The organism is Pseudomonas sp. NY15435 (assembly GCF_048068295.1).
Lineage (GTDB): Bacteria > Pseudomonadota > Gammaproteobacteria > Pseudomonadales > Pseudomonadaceae > Pseudomonas.
Genome location: NZ_JBLUQA010000005.1, coordinates 437274 through 452693, shown reverse-complemented (window position 1 = coordinate 452693; position 15420 = coordinate 437274). Strand labels below are relative to the sequence as shown.

The 15420-nt window shown below is 65.9% G+C and carries 14 protein-coding genes; 6 read left to right on the top strand and 8 right to left on the bottom strand.

Going from position 1 to position 15420, the window contains the following annotated elements:
* Positions 1 to 22: 22 nt before the first annotated feature.
* Positions 23 to 664 (top strand): HD domain-containing protein, encoded by a 642-nt coding sequence (locus ACNFH5_RS14965; RefSeq protein ID WP_416747123.1) that lies wholly within the window; start codon positions 23 to 25, stop codon positions 662 to 664.
* On the opposite strand, the gene ACNFH5_RS14960 is transcribed toward ACNFH5_RS14965, so the two are convergent.
* The gene (locus tag ACNFH5_RS14960) at positions 661 to 1584 is read right to left on the bottom strand and encodes a LysR family transcriptional regulator (protein WP_416747121.1); all 924 of its coding nucleotides are present in this window, start codon (positions 1582 to 1584) and stop codon (positions 661 to 663) included. The genes ACNFH5_RS14965 and ACNFH5_RS14960 overlap by 4 nt on opposite strands.
* A gap of 141 nt (positions 1585 to 1725) precedes the next feature.
* On the opposite strand from ACNFH5_RS14960, the gene ACNFH5_RS14955 reads away from it, so the two are divergent.
* The 4 genes from ACNFH5_RS14955 (at position 1726) to ACNFH5_RS14940 (ending at position 6634) form a co-directional block, all read left to right on the top strand.
* Positions 1726 to 2484 carry an SDR family NAD(P)-dependent oxidoreductase gene (locus tag ACNFH5_RS14955; RefSeq protein WP_416747119.1) on the top strand — a complete coding sequence of 253 codons (759 nt, stop codon included), beginning with the start codon at positions 1726 to 1728 and terminating at the stop codon, positions 2482 to 2484.
* A 409-nt stretch (positions 2485 to 2893) separates the two neighbouring features.
* On the top strand, positions 2894 to 3640 hold the full coding sequence (locus ACNFH5_RS14950; protein WP_416747117.1) for a gluconate 2-dehydrogenase subunit 3 family protein: 747 nt from the start codon (positions 2894 to 2896) through the stop codon (positions 3638 to 3640).
* A gap of 7 nt (positions 3641 to 3647) precedes the next feature.
* Positions 3648 to 5411 carry a GMC family oxidoreductase gene (locus ACNFH5_RS14945; protein ID WP_416747115.1) on the top strand — a complete coding sequence of 588 codons (1764 nt, stop codon included), beginning with the start codon at positions 3648 to 3650 and terminating at the stop codon, positions 5409 to 5411.
* Complete coding sequence (locus ACNFH5_RS14940; protein ID WP_416747113.1) at positions 5408 to 6634, top strand: c-type cytochrome; 1227 nt, start codon at positions 5408 to 5410, stop codon at positions 6632 to 6634. Before ACNFH5_RS14945 ends, ACNFH5_RS14940 begins: the two co-directional genes overlap by 4 nt.
* 150 nt (positions 6635 to 6784) lie before the next feature.
* Here the strand turns inward: ACNFH5_RS14940 and ACNFH5_RS14935 are convergent, their stop codons facing one another.
* Positions 6785 to 7105, bottom strand: a complete 321-nt coding sequence (locus ACNFH5_RS14935) for a DUF2025 family protein (protein WP_416747111.1) — start codon at positions 7103 to 7105, stop codon at positions 6785 to 6787.
* Between the two features lie 300 nt (positions 7106 to 7405).
* Here ACNFH5_RS14935 and sfnG point away from each other — a divergent pair, with 300 nt between their 5' ends.
* Complete coding sequence (sfnG, locus tag ACNFH5_RS14930) at positions 7406 to 8500, top strand: dimethylsulfone monooxygenase SfnG (protein WP_416747110.1); 1095 nt, start codon at positions 7406 to 7408, stop codon at positions 8498 to 8500.
* Positions 8501 to 8705: 205 nt separating this feature from the next.
* On the opposite strand, the gene ubiM is transcribed toward sfnG, so the two are convergent.
* The 6 genes from ubiM to ACNFH5_RS14900 all read right to left on the bottom strand — a co-directional run bounded on the left by ubiM (position 8706) and on the right by ACNFH5_RS14900 (position 15397).
* A complete protein-coding gene (ubiM, locus tag ACNFH5_RS14925) occupies positions 8706 to 9878 on the bottom strand; it encodes a 5-demethoxyubiquinol-8 5-hydroxylase UbiM (protein ID WP_416747108.1) in 1173 nt (390 codons plus the stop codon).
* 120 nt (positions 9879 to 9998) lie between these two features.
* Entirely contained in the window at positions 9999 to 11117 is a 1119-nt protein-coding gene (locus tag ACNFH5_RS14920; RefSeq protein ID WP_416747106.1) for a sigma-54 interaction domain-containing protein, read from the bottom strand.
* Complete coding sequence (locus ACNFH5_RS14915; RefSeq protein ID WP_416747104.1) at positions 11114 to 12298, bottom strand: acyl-CoA dehydrogenase family protein; 1185 nt, start codon at positions 12296 to 12298, stop codon at positions 11114 to 11116. Before ACNFH5_RS14915 ends, ACNFH5_RS14920 begins: the two co-directional genes overlap by 4 nt.
* An 83-nt stretch (positions 12299 to 12381) precedes the next feature.
* On the bottom strand, positions 12382 to 13527 hold the full coding sequence (gene ssuD / locus ACNFH5_RS14910; RefSeq protein ID WP_416747102.1) for an FMNH2-dependent alkanesulfonate monooxygenase: 1146 nt from the start codon (positions 13525 to 13527) through the stop codon (positions 12382 to 12384).
* Positions 13528 to 13537: 10 nt separating this feature from the next.
* On the bottom strand, positions 13538 to 14095 hold the full coding sequence (msuE, locus tag ACNFH5_RS14905) for an FMN reductase (protein ID WP_138216567.1): 558 nt from the start codon (positions 14093 to 14095) through the stop codon (positions 13538 to 13540).
* A gap of 186 nt (positions 14096 to 14281) precedes the next feature.
* A complete protein-coding gene (locus ACNFH5_RS14900; RefSeq protein WP_416747099.1) occupies positions 14282 to 15397 on the bottom strand; it encodes a saccharopine dehydrogenase family protein in 1116 nt (371 codons plus the stop codon).
* Positions 15398 to 15420 lie beyond the last annotated feature (23 nt).

Sequence of the window (15420 nt, the reverse complement as noted above, 5' to 3'; positions counted from 1 at the left end):
CAATCCAGCCCTGGAGCCCGCCATGAGCCTCGATCTGAACGGTGTCAAAGTTCCCGACAGCAGCCTCGCCAAGGCCATCACCGAGATGGTCCGTGACAACGCCACCCCGCTGCTCTTCCACCACTCTTCCCGCGTCTATTACTGGGGCGCGCTGACCGGCGCGCGCAAGGGACTGAAGTTCGATGCCGAGCTGCTCTACGCCGGTGCGATGTTCCATGACATGGGCCTGATGCCTCGCTATTGCAGCCAGTGCGAACGTTTCGAAGTGGACGGCGCCGATTGCGCGGCACAGTTCCTGCGCAGCCATGGCATCGCCGAAAGCGATATCGACACGGTGTGGACCGCCATCGCCCTGCACACCACGCCCGGCATCCCGCAGCACATGAAGCCGGAGATCGCCCTGGTCACCGCCGGAGTGGAAATGGACGTGCTGGGCATCGCCTACCAGCAGTTCCCCGACGCCCAGCGCGACGCCGTGGTCGCCGCCCACCCGCGCGGCGGGCAGTTCAAGCAGGACATCCTGCAGGCCTTCTACGACGGTATCAAAACCAAGCCGCAAACCACCTTCGGCAACGTCAAGGCCGACGTGCTGGAAATGAAGGACCCAAGCTTCGCGCGCGGCAACTTCTGCGAGGTGATCCTGAATTCCGACTGGGCCAGCTAAGCCTTCGCGGCCAGGGGCGTGCCCAGCACACCGGGCTCGCCAAGCAGTTGCGTCAGCCACTGCATGAAGGCGCGTACCCGCTGCGGCAGGCGGCGATGGGCGTAGAGCAGGGAGATTTCCATGGGCGGCAGCGGGATGTGCTCCAGCACCGGCACCAGCCGCCCCGCTTCCAGGTCATCGAGCACGCCATGGATAGGCACCTGGATGATGCCCAGCCCGCCCATCGCTGCGCTTTCGTAGGCCTCGGCATTGTTCACCGACAACGCCCCGCCCATCGACACATAGCGCACTTCGCCGTTGTGCAGGTACTCGAACCCCGGCGGCCGCGCGCCCAGCACCGTCACGTAGTGGATCAGGTGGTGCCCGGTGAGGTCGTCGAGGGTCTGCGGCGTACCGTGTTCGGCGAGATAGGCCGGGCTGGCGCAAGTCACCTGCGGGAACTGCCCGAGCGTGCGCGCCACCACCGACGGGTCGTTCACCGCGCCGACCCGCACCACACAATCGAAACCCTCGCGCACCAGGTCGACACGACGGTCGGTGCAGCTCACCTCCAGCTCCAGCGCCGGGTGCCGGGCGAGGAATTCGCCCAGCCGCGGCATCACCAGCTTGCGCGCCATCACCGTCGGCATGTCCACCCGCAGGCGGCCGCCCAGGGCTGCGTCGTCCTGGCGGAACAGACCCTGGAGTTCGTCGAGCTGAGCGAGCATGTCCTTGCTGCGCTCGTACAGCACCAGGCCGTCCTGGGTCGCGGTGACGCGGCGCGTGGTGCGTTGCAGCAGGCGCGTGCCGAGCAGTTCCTCCAGTGCCTGGATGTGTTCCGAAACCGTGGAGCGCGGCAGGCCGAGCTGCTCGCCGGCCTGGGTGAAGCTGGCCAGCTCGGTGACGCGAACGAAGGTGCGCAGAAGGTCGGGACGGATCATGGGGGCTCGCCTGTTACTCGCCGGGAACTGTTCGGCTACATCGACCAGTATTTCCGAATTTAGCCGGTTTATCGCAAATCAATCGAACAATAAGCTTTTCCTCAATCCCCCCGCTCTCCCATCAGGAACAGGAGCTTCGCCATGACCCGCAAGATCGCTCTCATCACCGGCGCCAGCCGTGGCCTTGGCCGCAACGCCGCCCTGCACCTCGCCGCTGCCGGCGTCGACATCATCGGCACCTATCGCAGCCAGGCCGACGAGGCCCGCAGCGTCGCCGCCGAGATCGAGCAGCACGGTGGCCGCGCCATCATGTTGCGGCTAGACGTGGCCGACAGCGCCAGCTTCGGTGCCTTCGCCGATCAGGTCCGCGCCACCCTGAGCGAGACGTTTGGCCGCCAGCACTTCGACTTCCTGGTGAATAACGCCGGCATCGGCCTCCACGCCAGCTTCGCCGAGACCACCGAGGAGCAATTCGACCAGTTGATGAACATCCAGCTCAAAGGCCCGTTCTTCCTCACCCAGAAGCTGCTGCCGTTGATTGCCGATGGCGGCCGCATCCTCAATGTCTCCAGCGGCCTGACGCGTTTCTCGCTGCCTGGCTACGCCGCCTACGCGGCGATGAAGGGCGCAATGGAAGTGCTGACCCGGTACCAGGCGAAGGAGCTGGGCGCGCGAGGCATCGCCGTGAACATCCTCGCCCCTGGCGCCATCGAGACCGATTTCGGCGGTGGTGTAGTGCGCGACAACGCGCAGCTCAACCAGCAGATCGCCAGCAACACCGCCCTGGGCCGCGTCGGCCTGCCGGACGACATCGGCGCGGTGATCGCCACCCTGCTCTCCGACGGCGGCCGCTGGATCAACGGCCAACGCGTGGAGGCGTCGGGCGGGATGTTCCTCTAACCGACCTGGCGGCTCCCTGCGTTTCGTAGGAGCGAGCTTGCTCGCGAACAATCCCCGCAGTGAGCGGTTCGCGAGCAAGCTCGCTCCTACAAGCCCCTCGCCTCTGGAAAACCGCTCTAGCTCAAGGATTCTCTCAAATTTCACAATAAACATTTACCGCGAAAATTCCTGCAACATTCTGTTACGGCCTCTAGTCTAAAAACGCGCGTGGAAAAGACGAACCGCAGATTCCGCCTGGGCGAAGGAAAGCGTCCGGCGGATTCGCCCAGCGCCCGACGTGGGCAAGTTCGCACCCTCGCTCCGCTCATCCGGCACGCGCCGGGAGTGCAGACCACCGTGAACTGACCTGGCAACACACGTCCCCTGCCCCCTCGACAACGAGCGGACGAGTATTGCCGCAGGAGCCGAAATGACCGAACACCCCAAGGGCTTCACCCGGCGCCAGCTGTTGAAGTCGTCCGCCGCCTCCCTCGCCGTCGGCGCCGCCGCCAGCAGCCAGGCCGCCACCGTGATCGGCACGCCGAAATGGCTGCCCTTCGACCACAACGGCCCGCTGCATTACGACAGCCCCGGCTGGCAGTTCTTCACCGCCGAAGAGGTCGTGGAACTGGAAGCCATCGTCGAACAGCTGATTCCCGCCGATGACCTCAGCGTCAGCGGCAAGGACGCCGGTTGCGTGGTGTTTATCGACCGTCAGCTGATGAGCGACTACGGCGACTTTGGCCGCCTGTACATGACCGGCCCCTTCACACCGGGCACGCCGGCCCAGGCCGACCAGTCGCCGCTGGTGCCGCGCGAGCGCTACCGCATCGGCCTGGCCGCGCTAGGAAAATATTGCCAGGCCACCTTCCAGAAGCCTTTCAGCGCCCTGCCCCCCGAGCAGCGCGACCAGGTGCTCACCGACCTGGAAAAAGGCGCCATCACCCTTGAGGGCATCGACGCCAAGGCGTTCTTCCAGCAGGTGCTGGACAACACCATGGAGGGCTTCTTCGCCGACCCGATCTATGGCGGCAACCGCGACATGGTGTCGTGGAAGATGCTCGGCTTCCCCGGTGCGCGCTACGACTACCGCGACTACATCGGGCTGCACAACCAGAAGCTGAATCTCACCCCGCTCTCCATCATCGGCAGCTCCGCCTGGACCAAGAAGGGTTAAGCGCACCATGGCCAAGAAACTACCTTCCACCGACGTCGTGGTTGTCGGGCTCGGCTGGGCGGGCTCGATCATCGCCCACGAACTGGCCGACGCCGGCCTCGATGTGATCGGCTTCGAACGCGGCCCCTGGCGCGACACCGCCAGCGACTTCAACCTCGCCTCCGCCGCCGACGAACTGCGCTACAACCGCCGCCAGGAACTGATGCTGCGCACCCGGCAGAACACCTGCACCATGCGCAACAAGGAGTCGGAAACCGCACTGCCGATGCGTGTGTGGGGTTCCTTCCACCCCGGCAACGGCACCGGCGGCGCGGGTAACCACTGGGCCGGCATCACCTTCCGCTTCCAACCCGAGGAGTTCCGCCTGGCCAGTCACCTGAAGGAGCGCTACGGCAAGGAAGTGCCTGCCGAGTTGACCCTGCAGGACTGGGGCACCACCTGGGAAGAAATGGAACCGCACTACGATGCGTTCGAGCGGCTGGCCGGCGTTTCCGGCAAGGCCGGCAATCTCAACGGCAGCATTGTCGAGGGTGGTAATCCCTTTGAAGGCGCACGCTCGCGCGAATACCCCAACCCGCCCACCGCGCAGACCTATGCGCCGACGCTGTTTGCCGAAGCTGCGCGCAATCTGGGCTACAAGCCCTTCCCGGTACCCTCGGCACTCGCCTCCCAGGGCTACACCAACCAGCTCGGCGTAACCATGGGGCCCTGCACCTTCTGCGGTTTCTGCACCAACTACGGCTGCGCCAACTATTCCAAGGCGAGCGCCATCGTCAACGTCCTGCCCGCGCTGATCCGCAAGCCCAACTTCAGCGCCCGCACCAACTCCGAAGTGCTCAAGGTGACGATGGACAGCACCGGCAGCCGCGCCACCGGCATCGTCTACGTCGATTCCAGCGGGGAAGAATGGGAGCAGCCGGCAGACATCGTGGTGGTCGCCGCCTTCATCTTCGAGAACGTGCGGCTGATGCTGCTTTCCGGCGTCGGCGAGCCCTACAACCCGATCGCCAACACCGGCACCACCGGGCGCAACTTCGCCTACCAGACGGCCAACAGCGTCAAGCTGTTCTTCAAGGACAAGAACTTCAATCCCTTTATCGGTGGCGGCGCCATCGGCATGGGTATTGACGAGTTCAACAACGACAACTTCGACCACTCCGGGCTCGGCTTCGTCGGCGGCGGCAGCACGCGGGTGACCCCCATCGGCGCTGCGCCCATCGACTCGCGCCCGGTTCCGCCCGGTACGCCAGCCTGGGGCGCGAAGTGGAAGAAGGCCACGGTAGAAAGCTACCTGAGCAACATGTCCATCGGTTGCGAAGCCAGCAGCTACACCACCCGCAGCAACTACCTTTCGCTGGACCCGAACTACAACGACCCTCACGGCCGACCGTTGCTGCGCATCACCTTCGACTTCCCGGAAAACGACCTGCGGATGGCGCAGTACTGCACCGACAAGGTGGCCGAGATCGCTCGCAGCATGAACCCCCAGCAGATTGTCCCGGCACCGCGCAAAGGCCCCTGGTCCAATACCTCCTACCAGTCTTCGCACATCGTCGGCGGCTTCATCATGGGCGCCGACCCGAAGAACAGTTCGGTGAACAAGCACCTGCAGGTCTGGGGCGTGCCCAACCTGTTCGTCGTCGGCTCATCGGCCTTCCCCCAGAACCCCGGCTACAACCCCACCGGCACCGTCGGCGCACTGGCCTTCAAGGCAGCCGATGCGATCCGCCGGCTTTACCTCAAGCGCCCCGGGGAGATGATCAGCGTATGAAGACTCTCCTTCGCATCAGCGCCCTCGCCCTGCTGGGCCTGAACCTGCAGCAAGCCAGTGCGGGAACGGGCGCGGACTCCTACAACCTGGTGGAGAAAGGCCGCTATCTGGCCGTGCTCGGCGATTGCACCGCGTGCCACACCGTGCCCGGCCAGGCGCCCTTCTCAGGTGGCGTGGCCATCGATACACCGTTCGGCAAGCTGGTGGGCGCCAACATCACCCCTGATCCCGAGACTGGCCTGGGCCGCTGGACCTTCGACGACTTCCAGGCCGTGATGTCCACCGGGCATAGCCGTGGCGGCAAGCGCCTCTACGGCGCCATGCCGTTCACCGCCTATACCAAGGTGCGTCGCGAGGACAACCTCGCGCTCTGGGCCTACCTGCAGACCCTGCAGCCGGTGCACAACCCGGTGGAAACCAACCAATTGCCCTTCCCCTTCAGCGTGCGCACCAGCCTGATCGGCTGGAACTGGCTGAACTTCACCCAGGGCGAATTCGTGCCCTCGGCGGACAAGTCGCCACAATGGAACCGGGGCGCCTACCTGGTGGAAGGCCTTGGCCATTGCGGCACCTGCCACACGCCGAAGAACCTGATTGGCGGTGACGACAACGGCCACTTCCTCGCCGGCGCCAACCTGCAGGGCTGGGTCGCCCCGGACATCACCGCCAACCCGCACAGCGGCATCGGCCAGTGGAGCACCGAGGACCTGGTGCAGTACCTGAAAACCGGCGCCAACCGTTTCGACATCGCCTCCGGCCCCATGGCCGAAGCGGTGGAGAACTCTACCCAGCACTGGAGCGAGGAAGACCTGCTGGCCGTGGCGGTGTACCTCAAGGATGGCGCCGCAGGCAAAGCATCACCGGCGCCAGTGGCAGCCACCGACGCAGCGATGGTGGCAGGCAAGGCGATCTACGCCGACCGCTGCTCCGCCTGCCATGTCAGCAATGGTACCGGTGTGAAGCACCTGTTCCCGGCGCTGGCGGCCGCGCCGCTGGTCAACAACAACGACCCGACCTCGCTGATCCGCGTGGTGTTGGCCGGCAGCCGCGCCGGGAGCACCGACGCCGCACCAACGGCCCCGGCCATGCCGTCGTTCGCCTGGAACCTCAGCGACGACAACATTGCCGATGTACTGACCTACGTGCGCAATACCTGGGGGAATGCGGCGGCGCCAGTCACCGCCAGCGACGTCGCTCAGATGCGCAAGGATCTGGCCAACTAGCGGGTGTATCCCCGCGCGTAGGAAAGGACTTTGTCCGCGATGTGGAACTGGTCGGCTCGGAGTTGCCGGCCATCGATCGCGGATGGAGTCCGCTCCTGCGCAACCTGTTGACCTGTGCCACCTCTCAATGCCCGGCGCCGGACGTGGTGATCACTTCAGCCGGCGCTCGGCGGCGATCTCCGGCAGATCGGTACGACGCAGGTACGTGAGCAGCGACTCGTTGAGGTTCAGGCGGTCGTGGATGTTCTGCTCGGCGAGTATCTGCAGGCACTCGCGGCTCAGGGTCATCACCACGCCGTTCTTCGGCGCCCAGACGAACTCGCTGGCCGGGCGGATGCTGTCCTCGGCCACGTCCATGCCGAAGGAGTCCTCGCTGAAGCGCACGATGTACTTGCCAGTCTTGAGGTTGAAGCCGACGAACCCGGACAGCCCGTCGGCGGCATTGCAGATATCGCTGGAAGTGATGGCCATGGTAGTGCCCCCTGGATTTTTCCTGTTATGGATTCGCACGCAGGAGGTTCCCGCTTCTGTGAGCGGGTGAACCTCGGATTTTGACAGCCTTGCCGGCGCCTGCTCAGGGGCGGGTTGTCGCACCCGGCACTGTTGCCTGGGCAACAGATGGCCAGCAACATTGCGCCAGACGGAACAGCGGCCGTTGTCCCGATCAATGACCAAGTGTCTGATGCGCCGGAAAATTCCTCCCGTGGCACGGCTTTCGCTCTGTACACCCTGCGGCACCTTCGCCGCAGTGCAGCATCGAGGAGCCGAGCCGTGAGCCAACAACCGATCCGTTTTGCCTACTGGGTTCCCAATGTCAGTGGCGGCCTGGTGGTCAGCAAGATCGAACAGCGCACCCATTGGGACATCGACTACAACCGCGAGCTCGCGCGCATCGCCGAGAACGCCGGATTCGACTACGCGCTGACGCAGATCCGCTTCACCGCCGGCTACGGCGCCGAGAACCAGCACGAGTCGGTGGCCTTCAGCCACGCACTGCTGGGCGCCACCGAAAAACTCAAGGTGATCGCCGCCATCCTCCCCGGCCCCTGGACGCCCGCGCTGGCCGCCAAGCAACTGGCCACCATCGACCAGCTCACCGCCGGGCGTATCGCGGTAAACATCGTCAGCGGCTGGTTCAAGGGTGAATTCCAGGCCATCGGCGAACCCTGGCTGGAGCACGACGAGCGCTACCGTCGCTCGGAGGAATTCATCCGCGCCCTGAAGGGCATCTGGACCCAGGACAACTTCACCTTCAAGGGCGATTTCTACCGCTTCCACGATTACAACCTCAAGCCCAAACCCATCCAGCGCCCACACCCGGAGATATTCCAGGGCGGCAGCTCGCGGGCAGCGCGGGACATGGCTTCGCGCGTTTCCGACTGGTACTTCACCAACGGCAACAGCGTGGAAGGCATCAAGGCCCAAGTGGAAGACATCCGCGAAAAAGCCGCAGCCAACGGACATTCGGTGAAGATCGGCGTGAACGCCTTCGTCATCGCCCGCGATACCGAGCAAGAGGCCCGCGCGGTGCTCGCCGAGATCATCGACAAGGCCGACCCGGAAGCGGTGAATGCCTTCGGCCACGCCGCAAAACAGGCCGGTGCGGCGTCACCGGAGGGCGAAGGCAACTGGGCCAAATCCACCTTCGAGGACCTGGTGCAGTACAACGACGGCTTCAAGACCAACCTGATCGGCACGCCCCAGCAGATCGCCGAGCGCATCGTCGCGCTCAAGGCGGTGGGCGTGGACCTGGTGCTGGCGGGCTTCCTGCACTTCCAGGAAGAGGTGCGCTACTTCGGCGAGAAGGTGCTGCCGCTGGTTCGCGAGCTGGAGCAGAAGAAGGCGCGGCAGACCGAAGCGGCTTGATGATCGACCGTCCGCGTGCGCGCATAGCCATCGCGGACACAGTCCGCTCCTACGCCGGGCTCACCGGTGACGTAGGAGCGGACTCCGTCCGCGATAGTTTCCAGACAGCATCACGAGCAGGCATGGGTTCGCGAGCAAGCTCGCTCCTACAGTCACCGGAAGCACCGGCGTGCTGTTGTAGGAGCGAGCTTGCTCGCGAACGCCCTTACGCGCCCTGAGTCAGGTGTTTGGCAATCGCCGTGCGCAGCGGTGGCAGGTTCTGCGCCAGGCGCAGGCCGGCGTTGCGCAACAGGCGCACCGGCGGACGCGGATCGGTGTACATGCCGACGATCAACCGGGTGGCCTGGTACAGCGGCCAGGTCGCCAGGCGATGGGCCATGGCATAGCGACGCAGAGGCCAGGTACCACCGATATCGCCACCCCGGCGATGGGTCGCGAGGATTTCGTTGGCCAGCCGACGCTGGCTCTGCAAACCGAAGTTGAAGCCGTGCGCGGTGACCGGGTGCATGCCAACAGCGGCATCGCCGATCAGCGCGCTGCGCGGGCCGATGAAACGCTCCGAATACACGCCAACCAGCGGGTAGCTGTGACGCGGGCCGAGCAGTTCCATGCCGCCCAGCCGGCGATCGAAACGGCGCTCCATCTCGCGGGCGAAGGTCTGCTCATCCAACTCCAACAGCGGCGCCATCTCACGCTGCGGCAGGGTCAGCACCACCGAGGAGCGGTCGCCATTGATCGGTAGCAGCGCCAGCGTCTGGCCGTAGCCGAACCACTCCCAGGCGACGTTGTGGTGCGGTTTCTCGTGGGCCATGCGGCAGACCATCATGGTCTTGCCGAAGTCCTCCATGCTGGCACCGATACCCAGCATGCGGCGGGTCTCGGAAAAGCGGCTGTCGGCAGCGACCAGCAGGCGCGCATGGACGCGGCTGTCATCGTCCAGGGTCAGCGCCACGCCATCCTGCCGGACCTGCAGCGAACGCAAGGCGCGTCCGCACACCAGCGAGACATCCGCGCATTCGTGCACCGCATCGAAGGCGACGCGACGGATCATCTGGTTGGAGACGAAATACCCCAGCTGTTCGGCGCCAGCGTGCTCGGCTTCGATGCGCAGGGTGAACAGCGACGGGCCATTGAGCACCTGGGCATCGCGCAGCGGCGAGACTTCCTGCGGGTCGATCCGCGACCACATTCCCAGGCGCTGCAGCTCGGCGCGGGAGGCGTGGGTCAGCGCGATCTCCCGGCCGTCCTCGGCGGGCTCGGCCACCGCGGCCAGCGGCTGGCGGTCGATCAGCAGGATCGACAGGCCGTTGCCCGACAGCGATCGGGCCAGGCAAAGCCCGGCGGGGCCGGCGCCGACGATGGCGATGTCCACGTGCATGGGTGACTCCTTTCGCTTGGGATGGGCGGTCCCGGAGTCTAGGCTGGCCACTGGCCGGTTTCGTTGCCGTGGATCAGTGGGCCGCGGCGAATACCTCCAAATGGACAGGCCTCAGCTGACCTAGATGGATAGCCGCACCCCCCGCTCCGGGTCGATCACCGATGCACCCCGGCGCTTGTTCACCACCAGCTCGCCAATCTCGATCAACCGCGTACGGGTGACGTTGCGGCTCAGGCCCAGCAGGTTGGCGGTGTGCACCTGGTTGCAGTGGCAGAAGCGATAGGCCGCGCGCAGCAGCGCATCTTCCACTCGCGCATGCAGGTTGCCGCCCTGCTCTTCGAACAGGCGCTGGAAGGCCTGCTGGAGAATCTGCTCGGCGCCCAGGGCTTCCAGCCGCGGCTCTTCACTGCGCTCGATGCGCAGGTTGGACAGGTGCAGGTCCTCCGCGCGCACCACGCCGTCGCGGCAGATCAGCAGCGTATGGTGGATGACGTTCTCCAGCTCGCGAATGTTCCCCGGCCAGGAATAGCTGCGCAGTTTCTGCGCGGCTTCCGCACTCAGCTGGCTCTGGCCGTAGCCCAGGCGCCGGCTGTACTCGGCGATGAAATGGCGGGTCAGCGGCAGGATGTCACCAGGCCGCTCGCGCAATGGCGACAACTCCAGGCTGACGACGTTGAGGCGGTAGTAGAGGTCCTCGCGGAAGTGCCCGGCGTTGATCGCCTTCTCCAACTGCACGTTGGTCGCTGCCAGCACCCGCACGTTGATCGGGATGCTCTTGCGCGAGCCCAGGCGCACCACCTCACGCTCCTGTAATACGCGCAGCAGTTTCACCTGGATCGGCATCGGCAAGTCGCCGATCTCGTCGAGGAACAGGGTGCCGCCATCGGCCTCCTCGAACCAGCCGGCCTTGGCCGCCAGCGCACCGGTGAAGGCGCCCTTCTCGTGACCGAACAGCTCGGCCTCCACCAGGGATTCGGAGAAGGCCCCGCAGTTCACCGCCACGAACGGCCCGCTGCGACGAACACTGAGGTTGTGGATGTGGCGCGCCACCAGCTCCTTGCCGGTACCGGTCTCGCCGATGATCAGCACGCTGGCCTCGCTGGGCGCGACCTGCTGCAGGTGGTCGAGCAGCGCCTGGGATTTGGGGTCCTCGAAGACCTGGGCGGTGGCGCGGATGGAGGTGGCCAGCGCGGGGGACTTGGGCAGCGTCAGCAGCCCTTCGGGTGTGGTCGCGTTCATGAGTAGAAAGTCGGTTGCGGCAGTTGCTGGTTCAGCGCCCAGTCGCCCAGTTCGCGAACCTTGTAGTCCACCGGGTCGTGCAGGGTCTGGGTGCGCAGGTTGCGCCAGTAGCGGTCGATGCGCAGCGCGGCATGGGTGGAACGGGCACCGGTGACTTCGAACAGGCGATTGCAGATCTCAAGGCCGTTGCGGGTGGCCGCGACCTTCGCGGTGGCGATGGCCACGGCCAGCCGGCCGCGCTCCTCGGCATCCAGCGCCGCCCCCTTGCTCCAGGCTTCATCGAGCAGTTGAGCTGCGCGACGGACCAGCAGGCGCGTGCTTTCCAGGCCGACCCAGAACTCGCCGTAATGCGCGAGCACATAGGGGTCTTCACCTACCGTTGCGGCGTTGGAGCGGAACCACGGACGGGCTTCCTTGAGGGTGTACTGGCGGGCTTCCTCGAACGCGCCTTCGGCGATGCCAAGAAACACATGGGTGAAGATCAGCTGGGCGATCAGCGGGCGCAGGCAGGCGAACGGCGTGCTCAGCGGGCCTGGGTCGAGCAGCAGCTCGCTCTCCTCCACGCGCACGCGCTCAAAGGTAGCGCTGCCGCTGTCGGTCTGGCGCTGGCCCATGTTGTCCCAGTCGTGCGCGAGACTGATGCCGCTGCGCGCGGTGGGAATGGCGGCGATCAGCAGCTTGCCGCCCTCGCCGTCCAGCGCCGAGGCAATCAGCATTTGCGAATCCAGCGCGCCGGAGCAGAAGCTCTTGCGCCCGGAAAACTCGCGCCAGCCGGAGAAGGTACGCGACACGGTGCGGGTATCCAGCGGGTTCAGCGCATTGCCCCAGAACCATTGGTTGCGCGCGGTCAGCTCGAACCACGGCTGCCATTGCTCGGGCCGCGAGAACAGCCGCACGGTGGCCAGCATCAGGTGCTGGAAGCCGAACACGTGGGCGATGGAGCTGTCGACCACGGCGAACTGACGGACGATGTCCAGCGTGGTGCTCCAGTCGGCGCCCAGGCCGCCGTACTCGCTGGGGATGATCAGCGACAGCAGGCCGCTCTGGCGCAGCGCGTCGCGCTCGGCCTTCGGCGTGCCGCCACGGATGTCGCGCTCGGCGGCGGTTTCGGCGAAACCGGCGGCCAGGCGTTGGGCTATTTGCCCGGGTGTCTGTGCGTCGAGCCGCGTATTGGCGTTCACGCTCGCTTCCTCTTCAGTTCGATTCGGGTCAATTCGATTCGGGATCTGCCGGGCAAGCTGCCCGGCAGATCAGGGATGGCGGTTCAGCTCGCCTTGCGTCCGGGCAGCACGTCGTTGGCGATCATTTCGCCGAACGGCCCGGTGAGATTGGTTACCCCGCGACCCGCCAGGCTCGCGTAGGGTTCGGGCAGCAAGGGGAAGACCAGTTCGGCGAAGCGGTACGCCTCTTCCAGGTGCGGGTAGCCGGAGAAGATGAAGCTGTCGATCCCCAGGTCCGCGTATTCCTTGATGCGCTCGGCGACCTGCTGCGGGTCGCCCACCAGCGCGGTACCGGCGCCGCCGCGCACCAGGCCGACACCGGCCCAGAGATTGGGGTAGATCTCCAACTGGTCACGCCGCCCGCCGTGCAGCGCAGCCATGCGCCGCTGGCCTTCGGAGTCGAAGCGGGCGAAGGATTTCTGCGCGTTGGCGATGGTCTCGTCGGAGATATTGGCGATCAGCTTGTCGGCGGCCTGCCAGGCTTCCTCGGCGGTCTCGCGGACGATCACGTGCAGGCGGATGCCAAACTTGACGGTGCGGCCCTGCTTCGCGGCTTTCTCGCGCACATCGGCAATCTTCTGCGCAACCGCTTGCGGCGGCTCGCCCCAGGTCAGGTAGACGTCCACCTGCTCGGCGGCGAGGTCGTGCGCTTCGGCGGAGGAGCCGCCGAAATACAGCGGCGGATACGGCTTCTGGATCGGCGGATAGAGCGCCTTGGCGTTCTCCACCTGCAGGTGCTTGCCGTTGAAATCCACGGACTCGCCCTGCAGCACGCGACGCCAGATGCGCAGGAATTCGTCGGTGACTTCGTAGCGCTCGGCGTGGCTCAGGTGGATGCCGTCGCCGCGGTTTTCATCCGGGTCGCCACCGGTGACCACGTTGATCAGCAGGCGCCCGCCGGACAGGCGATCCAGGGTCGCCGCCATGCGCGCGGACACCGTCGGTGAGACGATGCCGGGACGGATCGCCACCAGGTAACGCAGGCGCTCGGTGAGCGGTGCCAGGGCCGAGGCGACCACCCACGAATCCTCGCAGGAGCGGCCGGTGGGAATCAGCACGCCGTAATAGCCGAGGGAGTCGGCAGCCTGGGCGATCTGCTTGAGATACGGCAGCGATACCGGGCGCGCACCCTCGCTGGTACCAAGGAAGTGGCCGTCGCCATGAGTGGGCAGGAACCAGAACACGTTCATCGCGGGCTCCTCAGGCAGTCTTGCGCAGTTGCGGGCGGGCGAACAGCGGCGCTGCGCGTTCGGCGGCCAGCTGGATGCGGGCGCGCAGGGTGTCGCTGGTGATCTGGTAGTTGGCGAAGTCCGCTTCGCTGGCATACACGCCGATGGGCAGCGTGATCGACTGGAAGAAGCTGAACAGTGGGCGCAACTGGTGGTCGAGGACCAGCGCGTGGCGCTCGCTGCCGCCGGTGGCGGCGAGCAGCACCGGGGTGTCGATCAAGGCGTTCATGTCCACCAGGTCGAACAGGTGCTTGAGCAGGCCCGGATAGGAGCCACGGTAGACCGGTGAGGCAACCACCAGCAGGTCGGCGGTCTCGATCTCGCGCAGGGTGGCTTCCAGCTCGGCGGAGAGTTCCTGGCGGGACAATGCGGCACCCAGCGGGCGGGCGATGTCGGCCAGTTCGATGATTCGGGCTTCTACCGGAAGCTGCTCGCCGAGTGCATCGAGCACGGCCTGGGTGAGCACCAGGGTGCGCGAGGGGCGATAGGTGCCGCCGGAGACGGCGACCACTTTGATGGGGCTGGTCATGGGTTTTCCCTGTTGACTGTTGCGCTAGGTACAGAGGCCTTGAGCAAGGGCCGTACCAACCCCAGAAAGGGCCGAAACAACAAGGAAATGTACGATTTCAGGGCACTTCCGCCGGTTTTACCGGCGCCTCGTGTCACTCAGGCAACAGCACTGCTGATCGACTGTTTCCCAGGCAACACCCCGAACTCAGTGCACGGCCAGCTCGCGCAGGCCATGGGAGATATCCAGGCCGTCCAGTTCGGCCACGTATTCGCCGCTGGTCAGCAGGCCGATGCACGGCGTGGCACCGCGCTGGCGAAGCTCTCCGGCGGCCAGCTTGCGTGCCAGTGCCACCGCCGCCATGCAGGGGATGTTCGGGCCATGGTCCTGCTGTGCGAGCATTTCCCAGCACAGCGCCAGGGGCTTGCCGTCTCCGTCGACGCCCTGCAACTGCACGAACATGCCGCTGCGTCCATCACCCAGCGGCTCCATGGCGACCGCCAGGCGGTGCAGGCCGGCGCCGAGCCGCGCGGCATCCTTCACCAGTCCCGCACGCACCAGCCAGGACAAGCCCCAGGTGCCGAACTGGGTGAGGCGCAGGCCCAAACCGGCGGAGAAGCGCACGTCCTGCACGCCGGGATAGCGTTGCGGGAACAGGTCCAGGTCCGGCACATCACAATGGGCCAGCCAGCGCGACCCGAGAGGCGCGGCAAAGCGGTGGCGATTCAGCCCCTGCCAGCCGTGCACGTCCTGCCAGCGACCTTGCCGCCATTGGCGAACGGGTTTGCCGCAATAACCCAGCACCGCCGAGACGGTCGCCTGGCCGGGAATCTTCGCCGAAGAACTGATGCCGTGGTGAATGCTGTCCAGGCGCTGGAAGCGCGGCAGCAATTCGTCGATGACCGCCGCCGCCAGCGCCGGCACGGAGCTGGCGCCAGTGCACACCAGCACGCCGGCGCTGCGGGCGGCACGGTCGAGTTCGTGGATGCCGCAGACGAACTGGCGCGCATCGGCCAGATCGATGTAGTGCGCGCGGGCACCGATGGCGGCGCGGGCCACACGATAATCCTGCCCCTGGAAGGGCCCGGCAGTGGAAATCACCAGGTCGACCTTCAGTTCATTGAGACGCCCGGCCAGCGTCGGCTGGTTCATGTCCAGGCACACCGCCTCGCCCCCCACCTGGGAAGCCAGCTCGTTGGCGCGACGCTGATCACGTCCGCCCACCAGCACGCGGATGCCGTCGATAGCGCTCAGGCGACGGACGATGATGCTGCCGAAGTTGCCGTAACCGCCCAGCACCAGCACGCGAAATTTCCGTTCCATTCCCACTGACCCTGTTGCTCCCT